Origin of the sequence: Xanthomonas sp. NCPPB 4467 (assembly GCF_041475665.2) — a bacterium.
Taxonomy (GTDB): domain Bacteria; phylum Pseudomonadota; class Gammaproteobacteria; order Xanthomonadales; family Xanthomonadaceae; genus Xanthomonas; species Xanthomonas dyei.
Genome location: NZ_CM191260.1, coordinates 3,811,899 through 3,829,663, shown reverse-complemented (window position 1 = coordinate 3,829,663; position 17,765 = coordinate 3,811,899). Strand labels below are relative to the sequence as shown.

At 66.0% G+C, this 17,765-nt stretch carries 12 protein-coding genes; 6 read left to right on the top strand and 6 right to left on the bottom strand.

Annotation, left to right across the window (positions count from 1 at the left end):
- Window positions 1-72: 72 nt before the first annotated feature.
- Entirely contained in the window at window positions 73-1,986 is a 1,914-nt protein-coding gene (locus tag ACCQ06_RS16765; protein ID WP_316687769.1) for an ABC-F family ATP-binding cassette domain-containing protein, read from the top strand.
- A 50-nt stretch (window positions 1,987-2,036) separates the two neighbouring features.
- Window positions 2,037-2,537, top strand: coding sequence for a YcxB family protein (locus tag ACCQ06_RS16760; RefSeq protein WP_228323922.1), 501 nt, complete (start codon window positions 2,037-2,039; stop codon window positions 2,535-2,537).
- 360 nt (window positions 2,538-2,897) lie between these two features.
- On the opposite strand, the gene ACCQ06_RS16755 is transcribed toward ACCQ06_RS16760, so the two are convergent.
- Together ACCQ06_RS16755 and ampR are read right to left on the bottom strand one after the other, a co-directional pair.
- Complete coding sequence (locus ACCQ06_RS16755) at window positions 2,898-4,112, bottom strand: lytic murein transglycosylase (RefSeq protein WP_372365848.1); 1,215 nt, start codon at window positions 4,110-4,112, stop codon at window positions 2,898-2,900.
- Between the two features lie 181 nt (window positions 4,113-4,293).
- Entirely contained in the window at window positions 4,294-5,163 is an 870-nt protein-coding gene (ampR, locus tag ACCQ06_RS16750; protein WP_228323924.1) for a LysR family transcriptional regulator AmpR, read from the bottom strand.
- Between the two features lie 100 nt (window positions 5,164-5,263).
- Here ampR and bla point away from each other — a divergent pair, with 100 nt between their 5' ends.
- Both bla and ACCQ06_RS16740 read left to right on the top strand, forming a co-directional pair.
- Window positions 5,264-6,175, top strand: a complete 912-nt coding sequence (bla, locus tag ACCQ06_RS16745) for a class A beta-lactamase (RefSeq protein ID WP_316687766.1) — start codon at window positions 5,264-5,266, stop codon at window positions 6,173-6,175.
- A 143-nt stretch (window positions 6,176-6,318) separates the two neighbouring features.
- On the top strand, window positions 6,319-7,266 hold the full coding sequence (locus ACCQ06_RS16740; RefSeq protein WP_316687764.1) for an alpha/beta hydrolase: 948 nt from the start codon (window positions 6,319-6,321) through the stop codon (window positions 7,264-7,266).
- Between the two features lie 69 nt (window positions 7,267-7,335).
- On the opposite strand, the gene ACCQ06_RS16735 is transcribed toward ACCQ06_RS16740, so the two are convergent.
- The 3 genes from ACCQ06_RS16735 to ACCQ06_RS16725 all read right to left on the bottom strand — a co-directional run bounded on the left by ACCQ06_RS16735 (window position 7,336) and on the right by ACCQ06_RS16725 (window position 14,039).
- Window positions 7,336-9,483 carry a phosphocholine-specific phospholipase C gene (locus ACCQ06_RS16735; RefSeq protein ID WP_316687763.1) on the bottom strand — a complete coding sequence of 716 codons (2,148 nt, stop codon included), beginning with the start codon at window positions 9,481-9,483 and terminating at the stop codon, window positions 7,336-7,338.
- A 164-nt stretch (window positions 9,484-9,647) separates the two neighbouring features.
- Window positions 9,648-12,059 carry a TonB-dependent receptor gene (locus ACCQ06_RS16730; protein ID WP_316687762.1) on the bottom strand — a complete coding sequence of 804 codons (2,412 nt, stop codon included), beginning with the start codon at window positions 12,057-12,059 and terminating at the stop codon, window positions 9,648-9,650.
- Between the two features lie 735 nt (window positions 12,060-12,794).
- On the bottom strand, window positions 12,795-14,039 hold the full coding sequence (locus tag ACCQ06_RS16725; RefSeq protein WP_316687760.1) for an MFS transporter: 1,245 nt from the start codon (window positions 14,037-14,039) through the stop codon (window positions 12,795-12,797).
- A 366-nt stretch (window positions 14,040-14,405) separates the two neighbouring features.
- On the opposite strand from ACCQ06_RS16725, the gene ACCQ06_RS16720 reads away from it, so the two are divergent.
- The gene (locus tag ACCQ06_RS16720) at window positions 14,406-14,723 is read left to right on the top strand and encodes an FmdB family zinc ribbon protein (protein ID WP_228323930.1); all 318 of its coding nucleotides are present in this window, start codon (window positions 14,406-14,408) and stop codon (window positions 14,721-14,723) included.
- A gap of 176 nt (window positions 14,724-14,899) precedes the next feature.
- On the opposite strand, the gene ACCQ06_RS16715 is transcribed toward ACCQ06_RS16720, so the two are convergent.
- A complete protein-coding gene (locus ACCQ06_RS16715; RefSeq protein ID WP_228323931.1) occupies window positions 14,900-15,676 on the bottom strand; it encodes a DUF3011 domain-containing protein in 777 nt (258 codons plus the stop codon).
- Window positions 15,677-15,832: 156 nt separating this feature from the next.
- Between ACCQ06_RS16715 and aspS the strand changes: the two genes are divergently transcribed.
- Window positions 15,833-17,584 carry an aspartate--tRNA ligase gene (gene aspS / locus ACCQ06_RS16710; protein ID WP_316687757.1) on the top strand — a complete coding sequence of 584 codons (1,752 nt, stop codon included), beginning with the start codon at window positions 15,833-15,835 and terminating at the stop codon, window positions 17,582-17,584.
- Window positions 17,585-17,765: the final 181 nt, after the last annotated feature.

Below are 17,765 nucleotides of genomic sequence, written 5' to 3'. Positions count from 1 at the left end.
TAACGCTAGAATGGCGTCGCAGGAATGCTGCTCATCTGCTCATTCCTTTTCGTTCTATCGGACTGTCCATCAATGATTTCCCTGCGCAACTTCTCCATGCGACGCGGCGAGCGTCTGCTGTTGTCCAACGTCGACCTGACCATGCATGCCGGCTACCGCGTCGGCGTGGTGGGGCGGAACGGTACCGGTAAGTCCAGCCTGTTCGCCGCGGTGAAGGGCGAGCTGGAGGCCGACAAGGGCGACGTGGATCTGCCCGGCAAGGTGCGCACCGCCAGCGTCTCGCAGGAAACCCCGTCGTTGCCGGACCCGGCGCTGTCGTTCGTGCTCGGCGGCGATATCGAGGTATCCGCGGTGCTGCAGGAAGAAGCGGCAGCCACCGCGCGCGAAGACTGGGAAGCGGTCGCCAATGCGCACCAGAAGATGGCCGAACTCGGCGCTTACGATGCCGAAGCGCGTGCCGGCAAGCTGCTGCACGGCCTGGGCTTCCCGGCCGACACGCACCACCGCGCGGTGTCGTCGTTCTCCGGCGGCTGGCGGGTGCGGTTGAACCTGGCGCGCGCGCTGATGATGCCCAGCGACCTGCTGCTGCTGGACGAGCCGACCAATCACTTGGACATGGACGCGGTGCTGTGGCTGGAGCAATGGCTGCTCAAGTACCCGGGCACCTTGCTGTTGATCAGCCATGACCGCGAGTTTCTGGACAACGTGGCCACCCACACCCTGCATCTGCATGGCGGCACGGCCAAGCTGTACGTCGGCGGCTACACCGATTTCGAGCGCCAGCGCATCGAACACCTGCGCCAGCAGCAGATCGCGCACGACAAGGAACAGACCGAGCGCGCGCATTTGCAGAGCTTCATCGACCGCTTCAAGGCGCAGGCCAGCAAGGCGACGCAGGCGCAGAGCCGCATGAAGCGCCTGGCCAAGATGGCCGGTACCGAGGCGGTGCGCGCCGAGCGCGAATTCCGCATCCAGTTCGCGCAGCCCAATCGGCTGCCGTTTTCGCTGATTCGGTTGAACCATATCGAAGCCGGCTATCCCGCTACCCTTCCCCCGCTGGCGGGGGAAGGTGCCCGGAGGGCGGATGGGGGGAGCGCGGCAACCGTCATCCTCCACGACGTCGGATTCGGCCTGGAGGCCGGCGACCGCATCGGGCTGCTCGGTCCCAACGGTGCGGGCAAGACCACGCTGGTCAAGACCCTGGTCGGCGAGCTGGCGCCGCTGGCGGGCGAGCGCAATGCGCATCCGGACCTGCGCATCGGCTACTTCGCCCAGCACACGGTGGAGTCGCTGCACGAAGGCCAATCGCCGATGGATCACTTCCGCGATCTGTCGCCGGATGGCGCCAATCAGGCGTTCCGCGATTTCCTGGGTAAATGGAATTTCGCCGGCGACCGCGCCTTCGAAGTGGTGGACGGCTTCTCCGGTGGCGAGCGTGCGCGCCTGGCGTTGGCGTTGATCGCCTGGCAGCAGCCCAACGTGCTGCTGCTCGACGAACCGACCAACCATTTGGATCTTGAAATGCGCGAGGCCCTGGCCGAGGCGCTGAGCGACTTCGAAGGCGCCATCGTGATGGTCTCGCACGACCGCCATCTGATCGGCCTGGTCTGCGACAGTTTCTGGCGGGTGGCCGATGGCGTGGTCGAGCCGTTCGATGGCGATCTGGACGAATATGCCGCCTGGCTGCGTAGCCGCCCGGCCGCGCAAGGCACCAAGCAGAAGATGGCCGAAGTGGCACCGACCCCGCCACCGCCGACCAAACCGCTGCCGCCGAAAAAAGCCGTCAACCCGCACAAGCTGGCCAGCGCCGAAAAACGCGTGGGCGAGCTGGAAGCGCTGCTGGCAGAGCTCGACCGCGAACTGGCCAACCCGGGCAACTATGCCGACACCGACAAGATGGCGGTGCTGGGCCGCGACCGCGAGGCGACGGCGCAGCAGCTGGCTACAGCGGAAGCGGCGTGGATGGAGTTGATCGAGAGCGCGTAACGCGCAGGCGTTACGATGCGCGTCGGGCCAAGCACAAGGAAGGAGCGAACATGATCAGCGTCACCATCAGTCTGGAAGACCATCTGGCCGCACAGCGCCTGCATGCACGGCAGACGGCCAAGCTGTTGATCGTGTTCCTGGTGGTCCTGCTACTGATCGGAGCGGGTTTGCTGCAACTGATCGGGGCCAGCGAAATCATCGGCCCGGTGCTGATCGGCGCCGGGGGCGGCGGCTTGATCGGCCTGGTGTTGTTGCACGTCTGGGGCTTGCCGCGGAAGATCAAACGCCTGCACGCCCAGCAGGCCTCGCTGCGGTACACCTACACGTTTGCGTGGGACGAGACCGGGCTGGAGATCACCTGGGCGGACGGGCGGCTGCGCCGGCCCTGGTCCGATTACATCCGCTACCGCGAGAACGAGCGCGTGCTGCTGCTGTATCACAACGACCGCTTGTTCGAACTGTTCGCCCCGCACTGGTTTGCCGACCAGGCGCACTACGAGGCGTTTCGCCAGGTGGCGGTGCAGGGGATCGAGGCGTCCGCGCGCCGCTGAGCGCGACGTTGAGTTCGCGCAGCCGGAGCGCTGTTGCTCGGCCACCATCCAGTCGCGCAACCAAGATGGCGGTACCGGGCCGCAACCGCGAGGCGGCGGCGCAGCGGCTGGCCGCAGCGGATGCGACGTGGATGGAGCTGCTGGACGGGGCGGACTGACAGCGCTGGCTGGCCGATTGCCGCGCTACACGCCGCAGCGCGGCCTCGCGCGGATCACGCGCTGCTTGCTGCTTGCTGATGCAGCACGCGCCGCAGCGCGGCGTCCGCCATACATGACGGCCTGATGCCGGAACCGCGCCGCTGAGCACGGCGCCTCGCCTCGCCGCCGCCGTCAATCACACGGCGCGGTCCACGCCTGCACTCACTTTGCCCGCAGACGCGTCAGCAACGAGGTGCTGGCGTAAGCATCCTGCGGCAATCCCTGGCTGCGCTGAAATGCACGGATGCCCTGGCGCGTCTGCGGCCCCAGCGCACCGTCGACTCCGCCGACGTCGAAGCCCTTGTCGGTCAGCCGTTGCTGCATTTCGGTGATGGCATGCACGCTGTTGAGCGGTGGATCGTCCTTCGGCCAGGGCTGCGCGACCCCGGTGCCGCCCGCATAGCCATCGGCCAACAACCCCACCGCCAGCGCGTAGGCGGTGGAATTGTTGTAGCGGAGAATGCTGCGGAAATTGTCGAACACCAGGAAGGCCGGCCCGCGATAGCCGGTGGGCAGCAGCACCGAGGCCTGTTCCTGGGCCAGGGCCGGCGCAATTGGCTTGCCCGCACACAGCACGCCCTGGCGTTGCCAGTCGGCGACGGTCTTCTTGATCGTCATATCGGCCTGCGCGTAGTCGAAGTCGGCCGCCAGGTGAACCTCCTGGCCCCACGGCAGGCGGCTGTTCCAGTTGCTCTTGTTGAGATAATTCGCAGCAGAGCCCAACGCATCTGCACTGGAGCGCCAGACGTCGCGCGTGTGATCCCCATCGGCGTCGACGGCATAGTCGCGGTAAGTGCTGGGAATGAATTGCGTCTGTCCCATGGCACCGGCCCACGAACCCACCAGTTGCGACCTGTCGATCCCTTTCTCCGTTTGCAGGATCTGCAAGGCGGCGAGCAGTTGCGCGTTGCCATAGCGTGTACGCCGGCCCGAGTGCGCCAGCGTTGCCAGTGAGCGGATCACGTAGCGGTCGCCGATCTGCGCGCCGTAGTCGCTTTCCATGCTCCAGATTGCGGTCAGGATGCGTGGATCCACGCCGTACTGCCGCTGCAGCTGCTCGAACAGCGTGCGCTTGCTGACCAGCAGTTGCTGGCCCTGCTGGATGCGCGAGGGCGTGACCCGGCCGTCGAGATACTCCCACAGGTATTGGGTGAACTCGGGCTGCTGCTGATCCAGCGCATGCACGGACGGGTCGGCGGTGACGCCGGCAAACGCGGTGTCCAGTGTGGTGGTCTCGATGCCGGCGGCAAGCGCGCGCTGGCGAAAATCGACGAGCCATTGTTCAAAGCTTTGGGTCGTCGCAGGATCCTGTTCGGCGGCGGCAGGAGTTGCGGAGCTGGGCGCGGTGACTTGTGCGGCGGCGTGGGTCGCGGTCATGCACGCGCCGGCAAGGATCCATATACGAAGATGCTGCGAGAGGGGTTTCATGGGCATGCCTCGGACTGACGATGGCATGCATGCTAGTTGTCGTGTTGCCGAAATAAAGCCATGGCAGCTATTCGTTTTTGCGCTATATTTCAGTGCGGAATCAATTGCGGCGTGCGCCAGGCCACTGTGTTCACGTCGACAGCGTGCGCACCAGCCAGCGGTGAAAGCCGAGCGCAGGGCCGCCGGCCGGCCGCGAACGCAGATGCGTCAGCCAATAACGCCCGGCGTCGATCTGGATCGGGAACGGGCACACCAGGCGCCCGGCATCCAGGTCCTGGCGAAACATCGGCAACGGCAATAACGCCACGCCGGCACCGGCTGCCGCCGCGCTGGCCAGGGTCAACGACGAATCGAACATCGCCCCGCGTGCGGCGACTTCGGCCACACCCGCCGCGCGAAACCATTGCGGCCATTCGTCCAGGCGGTACGAGCGCAATAACGGCAAGTGCGCCAGATCGGCAGGCGTGCGCAGGCCACGCGCCATGCTGGGCGCGCACACCGGCGCAAACGGCGCCTCCATCAGCGCATGGGAGATCTGGCCCTGCCAGTCGCCGTCGCCGAAACGGATCGCCAGATCCAGCCCTTCGCCTGCCAGATCGACCCGGTTGTTGTGGGTGGACAGGCGTAATTCGATATCCGGGTGCGCGGCATGAAACGCCGGCAATCGCGGCAGCAGCCAGCCGGTGGCGAAGGTGCCCACCACGCCCACGCTGAGCACTTCGCGATAGCGCCCATCGGCAAAGCGTTCCAGGGTGGCGGCGATGCGGTCGAAGGCCTCGCCGAGCACCGGTGCCAGCGCCGCCCCTTCGTCGGTGAGCGCCACACCGCGTGGCAGGCGGTGAAACAGGCTGGTGCCCAGCTGCTGTTCCAATGCCTTGATCTGGTGGCTGAGCGCGGCCTGGCTCACGCACAACTCGCCGGCTGCGCGGGTCAGGTTCTGATGACGTGCGGCCGCCTCGAAGGCGCGCAGGGCATTGAGCGGAAGGCGAGGGCGGGGCATGTGTAGAGATTAGTTCAATTCATGCCAGGGATCGAAACATCGCAATTCTCCGGCTGCCGGCCTGCGCCGATACTGCGGGCTCTCCCGAGGAGGCTGGCCCATGTTGAACCGTCGACAATTCTTGTGCGCAACCGGCGCGAGCGTGCTGCTTGCGGTGTCCCGACCCGCATGGGCGCTAACTCCCGCGCTGTCCTCGGGCGACGTGTTGCGAGCGGAATGGGCCGAGATCGAACGCCGCAGTGGCGGCCGCCTGGGCATCGGCCTGCTCGACAGCGCCACCGGCAAACGCATCGGCCAGCGTGAGGACGAGCGCTTCCCGATGTGCAGTACCTTCAAATTTGTATTGGCTGCGGCGGTGCTGCAGCGGGTGGACAAAGGCGAGCTGACGCTGGCGCAGCGGGTCAAGATCCGCGCCTCCGACATGCTTTCGCATGCGCCGGTCACCGAGCGGCATGTCGGCGGGTCGCTGAGCGTGGCCGAGTTGTGCCGCGCCACCATGATCTACAGCGACAACCCGGCCGCCAATCTGCTGTTCCCGCTGGTTGGCGAGCCGGCCGGGCTGACTGCGTTTTTGCGGGGCATCGGCGATACGCACACCCGCAGCGACCGCCACGAGCCGGAAATGAACCGCTATGCCGAAGGCGACCCGCGCGACACCACCACGCCTGCGGCAATGGCCGCCACGCTGCGCACGCTGCTGCTCGGCAACGCGCTGCAGCCTGCTTCGCGCAAACAACTGGCCGACTGGATGATCGATAACCGCACCGGCGATACCTGCCTGCGCGCCGGTCTGCCGCGCGACTGGAAGATCGGCGACAAGACCGGCAGCAACGGCACCGACACCCGCAACGACATCGCGATCCTGTGGCCGCCAAAGGGCAGGGCACCGCTATTGCTGACGACGTACTTGAACGGCGCCAACGTCGACGATGCTGGGCGCGATGCGGCGTTGAAGGTGGTCGCAGCCGCCGTCGCGGACGCTGTCACTGCGGTGGACCTGTTTGCGCGATGACGACGGGCATGGCGGCGCTCGCGATCGGATCGCAACGCCCCCGTGCTTGCCGGCTTCATTTCGCGTGTCAGTCCGCAACGTGCTTCCTGTTCCGCTTCCACTCTTGAGGTTCGACGGTGCAAATAAGGTTGTGTCATTGCTGTATGGCAGTTGCGCTGCTACTTATTCATGGGTCTGTGCCGGCACGTGCCTGGCATCCGGCGCCGGGCCAGGTAGAGATACCGCTCTGGCCGCAGGCGGTGCCTGATGCCTTGCGCAATCCAAAGCCCGAAACGGTGGGCACCGGCGAGGGGCGATTGCCGTGGACCAAGGTGAGCGATGTCAGCCGCCCGACGATGACGGTGTATCTGCCAAAAAATCGCAACACCGGTGCGGCGGTGCTGGTGTTCCCCGGTGGTGGCTATCAAGTCCTGGCCATGGATCTGGAAGGGACGGAGATCTGTGATTGGCTGACCGGGCGCGGGATGACCTGTGTGCTGTTGAAATACCGTGTACCGAACTCGGGGCCGACCTGGAACAACGGTCGCCGCTATTACCCAAAGGTGCAAACAGCCTTGCAGGACGCGCAGCGCGCGCTAGGACTGGTGCGCGCACGAGCCAGCCAGTGGGGCGTGGACCCGCACAAGATCGGTGTGCTTGGCTTTTCTGCCGGCGGTCATCTGGTGGCGGCGGCCAGTACGCACTTTACAAAGCGCACCTATCAGCCGGTGGACGCGTCCGACGCACAGAGTTGCCGGCCGGACTTTGCCATCGCCGTGTATCCGGGCCACCTGTGGGCGCACGAGGATGCGGACAGCGCCACACGCGATCCGACCCATCTGCCGCTGCGGCCAGACATCACCGTCACTGCACGGACGCCGCCGACCTTCTTGCTGCAGGCCGAGGACGATACGGTGGATGGCGTCAGTCAATCGCTGGCCTACTACGTGGCGCTCAAGCAGGCCGGTGTGCCGGTAGAAATGCATTTATATGCCGAAGGCGGACATGCGTTCGGTCTGCGCGCGGGCACACTGCCGATCGCGCAATGGCCGCATCTTGTGGAGACCTGGTTGGGGACGATCGGCATGCTGGATGCGGCCGGCACGCGCTGAGCGCAACGATACCCAAGTGTGCTGGCCCGATAGCCACATGCGCACTCGGCGCATGCCGAGCCGCACGGCTCAGCCCAGTGGGCCAATCACGATAGGCCTGTCCTGCTGCAGCCGCGCCGGCCCCCCCATCGCCGGATCGCTGACGCTGTCTGCACCGGTTTCGATGCGACCGGCCAGACGTTGGCTTGCGCCGTCGTGTTCGATCCACAGGTCGTACCAGCCGCCGCTGGCTGCCGCTTTCCAGCTGCGTTGCCAGGTCTGGCCGCCCGCAAGCTGCAGGTGCTCGCGCGGTTGCGCCTGCGCATACGCGGCCGGTTGCAGTGCGATCTGGATCGGCGTGGTGCCGGTGTTGTGCAACGACAACGACAGCGCCGCCGGGTCGTCCGCTGCCTGGGTGATATCGGCCACCAGCACTGCAGCGCTCAGGTCGCCGCGATAGTGGCGATGGAATCCGTTGGGGCCGATCAGCCACAGATCGTAGCGACCATCGTAGGTGGTCCAGTCGCCGTCCACCGTGGCACCGTTGCCTACCGTGTAGCGGCGCGGGATCGCCGCCAGGTCGTAGCGGTCGTAGACATGCAGTACCGCCGCCGCGCCGCTGTTGCGCAGGCGTAGCTGCACCTCGCCGCTCGCTTGCACATGCGCCAGTTGCACGCTCGGGCGATACGGCACGGCGCGCGAACGGCGCACGCCGAACGGTTGCTCGGGTGGCTGCAACGTGGCCGGCAGCGGCGGCAACGTGTGCTCGCGTAAGGCTGCTGCACGCGCTGCCGCATCGCCCACATCGGGTAGCGATGCGACGAATGGGCGTGCATCGGCGTTGCGGAAATCGAATGCATTGGTCAGGTCGCCACATACCGCGCGCCGCCATGGCGTGATCTCCGACGCCTGCACGCCAAACCGCCGTTCCAGCAGGCGCAGCACCGAGGTGTGGTCGTATACCTGCGAATCCACCCAGCCACCACGGCTCCACGGCGAAATCACATACAGCGGCACGCGCGGACCAAGCCCGTACGGGCGGCCGCGCAGTGCGGGTAGATCCACTTTTTGCTCACCCGGTGCAGGCTGGCGATGATAATCGTCGTCGGTGGCGATGCTGGAGGCGCCGGCAAACCCGCTGGTTGCGCGCGGGTCCGGCGATGGCGGCGCCGGCGGCGGCATGTGGTCGAAGAAGCCGTCGTTCTCATCGAACATCAGCAGCAATGCAGTGCGGCTCCACACCGCCGGATTGGCGGTGAGCGCATCCAGCACGCGTGCGGTGTAGGCCGCGCCTTGCGCCGGGCTGGACGGGTCCGGATGTTCGCTGCCGGCCGCATCGGCAATGACAAAACTCACCGACGGCAGTCGACCGGCCATCACGTCCGCGCGTAACTGCTCCACGCCCCGCGTGCTGATGCCACGCGCACGCAGCTGCGCATCGTGACCGGGCGCGTTGCGGTAGGCCTGCCGAAACGCCTCGAACCCGGCCAGCGGGTTGTCGGTGAAGTTGTCGGCCATGTCCTGATAGATCTGCCAGCTCACGCCCGCGCGCTGCAGCTGTTCCACATAGGTGGTCCATCGATATGGCTCGGCAAACCCACCCAGCTCCGGAAAGTTGTCGTGCGAGTTACCGATCACCGGCCCGCCATGGCGCCCCTGCGGATCGTTGCCGCCCGTCCACAGGAACACGCGATTGGAATTGGTGCCGGTCTGGATCGAGGCGTGGTAAGCATCGCAAATGGTGAACGAATCGGCGAGCGCGTATTGGAAGGAGATATCCGCCCGTCCGTAATAGCCCAGCGCGTGATTGTGCTTGGCTGCTGCCCACTGCCCGAGCCGGCCGTGGTCCCAGGCCTGTTGTGCATCCGGCCAGCTATGCGGCGTGCCCTTGACGCGCATGAAGCCGAATTGCGCTGCGGTATCCAATGCAAACGGCGTGAGCCATTGCATGCCGTCTTCGCTGGGCTGCAGCCACACCGTGCGCGAGGGCGCACCGGGCAGCGGCGGGGCCGGGATCGGAAAGCGATCGCCGAACCCGCGCACGCCGGGCAGCGCACCGAAGTAATGATCGAAGGCGCGGTTTTCCTGCATCAGGATCACCACGTGCTGCAGGTCGTCCAGTTTGCCGCTGCGACGGTCCGGCGCGATGGCGGCGGCACGCGCGATGCTTGGCAACAGTGCGGCCGCACCGCTGGTAAGGCCGGCTTGCAGCAAACGGCGGCGGGGCAGGTCGATCATCGTGTCACCTCTGGGTGGCTGAACCCGTCCGAGTCCCTTCCCCCGCCTGCGGGGGAAGGTGCCCGAAGGGCGGATGGGGGAGCTGTGCTCTCACCCCAGCCCTCTCCCGCAAAGACAGGAGAGGAAGACAGTCCCGGCGTGCACGTCAGCATGGCAGGTGGCCGTTACAGATCCAGCGTCAGCGTCAGCCCCAACGTGCGCGGTGCGGCGATGAAGGCGCTATCGCTGCCGTCCACGCCTTCCAGGTAGCGCTTGTCGGTGAGGTTGCTGACATTGAGCGCCAGTTGCAGGCCCTTGAGTTGCGCCGACAGCTGCGACAGCTCCACGCCCAGATTCGCATTGAAGGTGGTCACCCCATCGAGCGCGGCGCGGTTGGACGCATCCAGATAGCGCTTGCCCAGATAACGACCGGACACGCCGAAGCGCCATGCCTCCCCACGCCAGTCGGCCGAGACCACCAATGTGTTGCGCGGCTGGCCGATCACCTGCGCGCCGGGCGTGATATCCAGGGCGGTATCGCGCGCAGCATCGCCGCTGCCCAGGTAATCGGCCTTGTTGTAGGTGTAGGCGCCATTGAGGCGCCAGCCGTTGTCCCAACCGTAACCCAGCGCCGCTTCCACGCCGCGTGCATGCACGCCGCCGAAGTTTTCGTACACGCCGTCGGTCTCGCCCAGGTAGTCGATGCCGCTGACGAAGTTGGCCGGCACATACACGATGCGATTGTCGAAGCGGATGTCGTATAGCGTCACGCTGCCGGTCAGCGGCCAGCGGCTGATGCGCAGACCCAGCTCGACATTGTCGGCGGTTTCCGGCTGCACGCGGCTGAGTGCGACCGGGTCGGTTTCGCCCAGCACGCCGGACGGAATCGCGGCAAAATTCTGCGAATACCCGGCGAAGGCTTCCAGCCCCTGCACCGGCGTGGTCCAGGTCAGGCCGGCGGACAGCAGCGGGTCGGAGTGCGCATCCGACTCCACATGCTGCGCATCGCCGATGCGGCGGTCGCGGGTCTGGTCGAGGAAGAACTGCTTAACGCCCACGCGCCAGGCGAAGGCGCCGTAACGCATCACATCTTCGACGTAATACATCTGCTCGTCAGTCTGGTAGTTGTCCTTGAACTGCACCCAGTAAGGCTGATGGTCGAAGCTGATGTTGGTACCGACGTTGAGCAGGCGATGCCAGTCGCGGGTGATGCTTCGGTCGTACCGTTCCAGCCACGCGCCGGCACGCGCAGTGTTGTCGATCGGGCCCAGATCTTGGCGCCATTCCACATCGGCCATCGCACCGGCGCGGTGATTGTCGTAGTGGCTATGGCGATACGACTGCACCGGCACCGAACCTGCCGGATAGCACGCCGGATTGGATTCGGCCGGCACCGCCGCACTGCCGGCGCAACCGGTCAGCAGCGTCGCCGCCGCACCGCCTGGGGTCAGGTAATACAGCTTGCCCAGGTCGCTGCCGGCATACACGGTGTTGCCGCCGCGCGCCTCCGATTCCGGAGCGCCCGCGCCATCGTTGGTGACGTCCACCAGATACGGCGGAATCCAGTCGCCGCGGCCTTGCATGCGATGCGCGTAGCCAGTGAGCGTGGTCTTGAACCCGTTGCCGCCATCGAAGGCGCCGCGCAGATAACCGAAGGTGTTCTTGCGCAGTGCGCGCGAGCCGGAGCGGTAGTTCTGATCCAGATAAGGAATGCCGGTGAGCGTGCCGGTCAGCAAGTCGTGTTCGGGGTCGCGCGCGAACTGCTCAGGCGTCACGCTGGTGTATTCGGATTTGTCGGCATCGTCGTAGGACGCGTAGCCGCTGAGCGTCCACTTGTTCAACGCGCTGACGAACTTGCCGGCCAGGTGGTCGCGGCTGGTGTGACCGCTGCCGTCGATCCAGTCGTCGTTGCGCGCCGACGAGCCGCTGATCCACGCGCGCGTATTGCCGCCGAGCAGGCCAGTGTCGTAGCGCGCGTAATACTTGCGCGCCTGGTTGTCGCCGATGCCGCCGATCACCCGCACGCGCTGTTCTTCGAGCGGCTCGCCGGTGAGGTAATTCAGTGTGCCGCCCAGCGCCTCGTTCGAGCGCGACGCGATATCGGCGGTGCCCTGGCTCACTTCCACCGTTTCCAGATCCGGCATGTCGATGAAGCGGTTGGCCTTGGAGCCGCCGCCATATGCCGAGCCACCGTTGGGCACGCCGTCGACGGTGGTGCCGATCTGCTGCGTGTCGCGGTTGCTGACAAAGCCACGCATGCTGATCTGCGTACCCCAATCGGACGAGCCGAATGCATCGGCTTCGGTGACCACCACGCCGGGGAGTTCGTTGAGCGCGTCGTTGACGCTGCCCAGCACGAACTGGCGGTCGAGCATTTCCTTGCTGACGGTGGTCTTGGAGTACGTCATTGCCTGCCCGACCACCTGCACCTGATCGAGCGTGGACACCTGCTCGCCGCTGGCAAGTACTTCTGAACGCGGCGCTGCCGGTGTGGCGCCATCCGGTGCCTGCTGCGCGTAAGCGGGCAGGGCGAATGGAACCAGCAGCAGGGCAAGCGTGGCCGGATGTCGCACGCGCGGGCAGGTGGTCGAATCCATTGCAATCCAACGAGCGGGGGAGGTGGCCGCAGACTGCCGTGCTTGCATTGCGTGATGATGACCGCGCTGCAGATGGGCTGCGATCACTGGGTGGATGTGCGCAGCTTCTCTGCCAGGACGAATACGATCTTGGCGACGCTTCGATATTCCAAGGCTGTCGGTTGAGGGCGCGATGCCCTAAACGCTTGCGATTTATCGCTGTTTGCGGATACGCAAGCTGCTTGGTCGGTTGGTCGAGGGCGCGGTGTCCTCACCGCTTGCGGGACACGCTGTGAATCCATCCATGGACGCTCCGTGGCGGCATCCATGCCGCCACAGGGTCCCGCAAGCGGTGAGAACACCGCGCCAGAACGTGTGCTGCTCGCTTTATTGAAAGCCGCGCACACCGACCCTCTTCACCGGTCCTTGCCCGCCCACCGTCGCGGGACCTTTGGCGGCATGGATGCCGCCAAAGAGCTACATGGACGTACTTGCAGCGTGTCCTGCGATGGTGGGCGGGCAAGGGCCCTGCAGCAAAGCGCAGATCCACGCTCTGCACTCGACGCATGCAAAGCGTCCAGCCGCACCACAACGCGTGCTCCAGGTCTTGAAGCGGCTGACAAAACATCGCGAGCAACCGGTAGGGCGTGTAGGCATCTCACGCAGCCCAGATCTGTGCGAAAGATACATGCCGCTGCGAGCTGTATCCCGCGTGTCGCACCAGCGTCGGTAGCTTACGACCGAGACACCGCGTTCTCAGCGCTTCTTGACGTTTGGCGCTGCTTCGATCTGTTGGGTTTCCGGCATCAATTCCAGTGCCGATGGCGTGGTGCGCAGCATCGGCCGGAACGCGATGGGATGCGTACGACGACGCGCAAACCGCAGCAAGCGCGACAGCGTGAAACCGGCCAGCGCCAATAACATCACTGCGAAATAAACCGGGAGCGCTGCAGGGCCGAACTTCTGCATCGCCCCGCCTGCCAGCGCCGGACCGATGGCAGCGCCCACGCCATGCACCAGCAACAGACTGCTGCAGCCCGATAACAAGTCTTCGCGCGGCAGGTAATCGAGCATGTGCGCCACCGCAAACGGGTACAACGAAAACGCCAGCCCGCCGTACACGAAAAACAGCATAAACAAGACGGTGGTCTGCGATTGCACCATCGGCACTGCGGCAGCGATGGCGATGGCGGCGGCCAGCACGCTCACCGCGACCAGGCCGATGCGTCGGTCGTGCCCGTCGCTGATGCGCCCGATCGGCCATTGCAGCACGGCACCGCCCACGATTGCGGTGAGCATGAACATCGCCACGCCATCGGCATCCAGTCCGATGCGGTTGGCATACACCGGCAATAAGCCCCAGAACGCACCCATCGCCAATCCCGACAATCCGGCGCCGACGGTGGCGACCGGCGCCAGCGCATACAGCGTTTTCAGGCGCAGGCGCGACACCTGCGGCACCTCCGGCGGAATCAAGCGCGTGGTGACGACAGGCATTACCGCCGCGCAGATCAGGATGGCGGTCAGCGTAAACATGGCCGGTGCTCGCGCGTCGCCTGCAGTCAGCAGAATCTGGCCCAGCGCCAGCGCCGACAGATTGATCGCCATGTACACCGAGAAAATACGGCTGCGTCGGCGTGCATCCGGCTCGGCGTTGAGCCAGCTTTCTATCACCGTGTACAAGCCCACCAGAGCAGCGCCGGTGACCAGGCGCAACACACCCCAACCCCAGGGGTCGAGCCAGATCGGATGCAACAACACGGCAATGGCGGCCAGCGATGCGTAGAACGCAAATGCGCGGATATGCCCGATGCGTCGAATCAACGGCGGTGCGAAAAACGTGCCGAGAAAAAAGCCGGCGAAGTAACCGGACATGATCAGGCCCAGCGCACGCGCATCGAAGCCCGCCTGGCCGCCGCGCACGGCGAGCAACGTACCGAGCAGCCCGCTGCCGGTCAGCAACAGGGCAACGCCCAGCAACAGGGCGGTCAGCCGCAACATGGATGCGGCCCTCGCAGGGAAAAAGGCGCGTCGATCACGTCATCGAGTGTAGCAGCCACGCTGCTGAGACTGGATCGATGTGGCTCGCACAACGCGATCAGCTGGCGATGGCTGAGAGCGGATCGCTGCCGATGGAGTGGGGTTGCGCTATCAGCATGTGTTGGCGGATCCATGCCATCGCCAGCCTCAAGCCGCCAGTCTGCGAGAGGCAGCCAAGTGGTAAGAGGCCAGACGCGCAGTGGGTCGGTCACTGCCCAGCACTCTCCGCCAGCCCGGTCATGCGCCAGTGTGCGATTGGGTCATTGCGCCGACATGCCCGCATCCGTCTAGAATCGGCGCCCTTGCATCGTTTTCAGCGGATCTGTCATGCCCATCTACGCGTTCCAGTGCACCACCTGCGGCCACTCGTTCGACCGCCTGCAGAAGATGGCCGACCCCGATCCGCAGACCTGCCCGTCCTGCGCTGCGGCTACCATCAAGCGTCAGGTCACCGCGCCGTCGTTCCGCTTGTCCGGCAGCGGCTGGTACGAGACCGATTTCAAGTCGGCCGGCGAAAAGAAGAAGAACCTGACCGAGAGCAGCAGCCCGGGCGGCGGCGATGCCAAGCCGGCGGCGGCCAGCGACAACAAGCCCGCCGCTGCACCGGCAGCGCCTGCCGCAAAGCCGACATCCGGCGCGGCGTGACGCGCAACCTGCGCGGCCGCGTGATCAGCGCGACGGGCCTGGCGCCGTGGCTGCCGGCCGTCGCTATCAGTTGTTGCGCACCCGCCACGTAACCGCAGCGCACCAACGCAAACAGGCCGGATCATGGCGAACCGGCCTGTTGTGACAAGCGCAAAAGACGCGAAGCGTGCAAAACCTCAGCGCGCGTCGAACCGCGCGCGGCAGCCATCGTTGACCCACACCGCCGAACGACGTGGGTCGAAGCCCCAGGTGCGGCCTTCTTCGCAACGGGTGTCCGACAACTGGCGGGTCAGCACCGGGCGGCCGGCGCGCACGTCCCAGTCGCAGCTGCGCAGGCGACGGTCGTCGCTGCTGCAGGTCACCGAATAGTCGACACGCGGCCGATCGCCGCCGCCGTAACCGTCATCGCGATCCCAGCCACCGCCGCCACGGGCCTGCGCAAAGTCGGCGCGGCAGCCGTCATCCACCCAGATCCGGCCGTTTTCCTGGTGCCAGTTGCGGCCCTCCACGCAGGGCGTGCCGGAGAGCTGGCGCACGATCGTCGCGCGCCGCCAGCCGGTGTTGCAGATCGCTTGACGCTGGTCGCGGCTTTCGCAACGCACGGTGCCGGCGGCCGCATTGCCGGGGCGGTCGTCGCCGCCATTCCAGCCGCCACCGCCCCAGCCGCCGCGGGCCTCGACGAAGCGGCCGCGGCAGCCGTTGTCCACCCAGACGCGGCCACGGTCGCTGCCCCAGTTGCGGCCTTCGATACAGCGGGTGCCGGAGATGTTTTCCACCAGCGCCGCGCGCCCCCGGAACGGGGTGTCGCACTCGCGGCGGCGGTTATCGTTGCTGGAGCAGGTGATGCTGGGGCCATTGAAACCGCGGTCCTGCGCGGCGGCGGGGCGGCTGACCAGGGCGCCGGCGAGGGCGGCAAGACTGAAGCCGGAGATCAGCAGGGCGGTGCGCAGCATCGTGACGTCCTTGGTACGGGAGGGGCGTGGCGCCTATTCAGCCGGGCGCTGACTTAAGCGCCGGTGACCGTCGCCGCATTTGCTCCTGCCGCCCGCCGGCCCCAGAATATCCGGCTTTCCGGCGCTGCCTGCGTCGGGTTTTCAGCGGAGCTTTCGATGCGTACCCACTTCTGCGGCCTGGTCGACGAGACCATGATCGGCCAAACCGTCACTCTCGCCGGCTGGACCGACGTGGCCCGCAACCTGGGCGGCGTGTGCTTCATCGACCTGCGCGACCACGAAGGCATCGTGCAGGTGACGGTGGAACCGGAGAACGCCGAGGTGTTCCCGGTGGCCGCCAGCCTGGGCTACGAAGACGTGCTGCAGGTCGAAGGCGTGGTGCGTGCGCGGCATGCGGTCAACGACAAGCTGCGCAGCGGTAAGGTCGAAGTGATCGCCACCCGCATCAGCATCCTCAACAAGGCGGCGCCGCTGCCGTTCCATGCGCACGAAAATCCGGGCGAAGAAACCCGCCTGAAGTACCGCTATCTGGACCTGCGCCGTCCGGAAATGCAGCGCATGCAGCGCACCCGCATCAAGCTGGTGCAGGCGCTGCGCCGCCATCTGGACGCGCGCGATTTTCTGGACATCGAAACCCCGATCCTGACCAAGGCCACCCCGGAAGGCGCACGCGACTTCCTGGTGCCGGCGCGCATGCATCCGGGCGAGTTCTACGCCTTGCCGCAGAGCCCGCAGCTGTTCAAGCAGATTTTGATGGTGGCCGGCTTCGACCGTTACTACCAGATCGCGCGCTGCTTCCGCGACGAAGCGCTGCGCGCCGATCGCCAGCTGGAATTCACCCAGCTCGATATGGAATTCGCTTTCGTGCGCGAGCGCGATGTTCAGGATTTCGTCGAAGACATGATCCGCGCCATCTTCAAGGAAGTGGTGGACGTCGAGTTGGCCGCGCAGTTCCCGCGCATGACCTGGGCCGAGGCGATGCGTCGCTATGGCTCGGACAAGCCGGACCTGCGTATCGCGTTGGAACTGATCGATGTGGCCGAGTTGGTCAAATCCAGCGAGTTCCCGGTGTTCACTGCCGCCGCCAACGATGCCGACGGCCGCGTGGCCGCGCTGCGCATTCCCGGTGGCGCAGCGCTGTCGCGTAAGCAGATCGACGAGTATGCCGCGCACGCCGCCAAATACGGCGCCAAGGGGCTGGCCTACATCAAGCTGTCGGAAACCGGCGAAGTCAGCTCGCCGATCGCCAAGTTCTTTTCCGAAGAAGCGTTTGCCGCGTTGCTCAAGCACGTGGGTGCAAGCAACGGCGATATCTTGTTCTTCGGTGCCGGCGGCTACAACACCGTGTCCGACTTCATGGGCGCGCTGCGCCTGAAAGCCGGCAAGGACTTCAAGCTGGTCGCCGATACCTGGGCGCCGCTGTGGGTCACCGATTTCCCGATGTTCGAGTGGGACGACGAAGCACAGCGGTACGTCGCCCTGCATCACCCCTTCACCGCACCGGCGGTGGACGATATCGCCGACCTGCGCGCCAACGCCCGCACTGCGGTGTCGCGCGGTTACGACATGGTGCTCAACGGCAATGAAATCGGCGGCGGCTCGATCCGTATCCACCGCCCGGACATGCAGAGCGCGGTGTTCGAGTTGCTCGGCATCGGCGCGGAAGAAGCGCGCGCCAAGTTCGGCTTCCTGCTGGATGCTTTGAACTACGGCGCCCCGCCGCACGGCGGCATCGCCTTCGGTATCGACCGCATCGCCGCGCTGATGGCCGGCACCGAATCCATCCGCGACGTGATCCCGTTCCCCAAGACCACCGGCGCGCAGGATCTGATGACCGACGCCCCGTCGCCGATCCCCGCCGATCAGCTGGCCGAAGTGCACGTGCAGGTGCGCCCCAAGCAGGTCTGACCTGCGCGAGCAGATGGCCATGCGGTGTGCGTGGTCATCTGTACAAGGTGCCCAGCGCAGCTAGCGCTGCGCGCGTTTGTGGAACCGCCAGCGCCTGGGTCTGATGCGGTGCAGGGTCACGGCCATCCAATCCCCGCCGATCGACCGGCGGCGGGGCGCCTGCAGGTCCGTTTCGAACCGG

Excerpts from the sequence above, each read along its gene's own strand:
- ACCQ06_RS16765 (WP_316687769.1), top strand. The coding sequence starts at position 73 with ATGATTTCCCTGCGCAACTTCTCCATGCGACGCGGCGAGCGTCTGCTG.
- ACCQ06_RS16725 (WP_316687760.1), bottom strand. The coding sequence starts at position 14,039 with ATGTTGCGGCTGACCGCCCTGTTGCTGGGCGTTGCCCTGTTGCTGACC.
- ACCQ06_RS16720 (WP_228323930.1), top strand. The coding sequence starts at position 14,406 with ATGCCCATCTACGCGTTCCAGTGCACCACCTGCGGCCACTCGTTCGAC.
- ACCQ06_RS16755 (WP_372365848.1), bottom strand. The coding sequence starts at position 4,112 with ATGACCGCGACCCACGCCGCCGCACAAGTCACCGCGCCCAGCTCCGCA.
- ACCQ06_RS16735 (WP_316687763.1), bottom strand. The coding sequence starts at position 9,483 with ATGATCGACCTGCCCCGCCGCCGTTTGCTGCAAGCCGGCCTTACCAGC.
- ampR (WP_228323924.1), bottom strand. The coding sequence starts at position 5,163 with ATGCCCCGCCCTCGCCTTCCGCTCAATGCCCTGCGCGCCTTCGAGGCG.
- bla (WP_316687766.1), top strand. The coding sequence starts at position 5,264 with ATGTTGAACCGTCGACAATTCTTGTGCGCAACCGGCGCGAGCGTGCTG.
- ACCQ06_RS16760 (WP_228323922.1), top strand. The coding sequence starts at position 2,037 with ATGATCAGCGTCACCATCAGTCTGGAAGACCATCTGGCCGCACAGCGC.
- ACCQ06_RS16740 (WP_316687764.1), top strand. The coding sequence starts at position 6,319 with ATGGCAGTTGCGCTGCTACTTATTCATGGGTCTGTGCCGGCACGTGCC.
- ACCQ06_RS16715 (WP_228323931.1), bottom strand. The coding sequence starts at position 15,676 with ATGCTGCGCACCGCCCTGCTGATCTCCGGCTTCAGTCTTGCCGCCCTC.
- ACCQ06_RS16730 (WP_316687762.1), bottom strand. The coding sequence starts at position 12,059 with ATGGATTCGACCACCTGCCCGCGCGTGCGACATCCGGCCACGCTTGCC.
- aspS (WP_316687757.1), top strand. The coding sequence starts at position 15,833 with ATGCGTACCCACTTCTGCGGCCTGGTCGACGAGACCATGATCGGCCAA.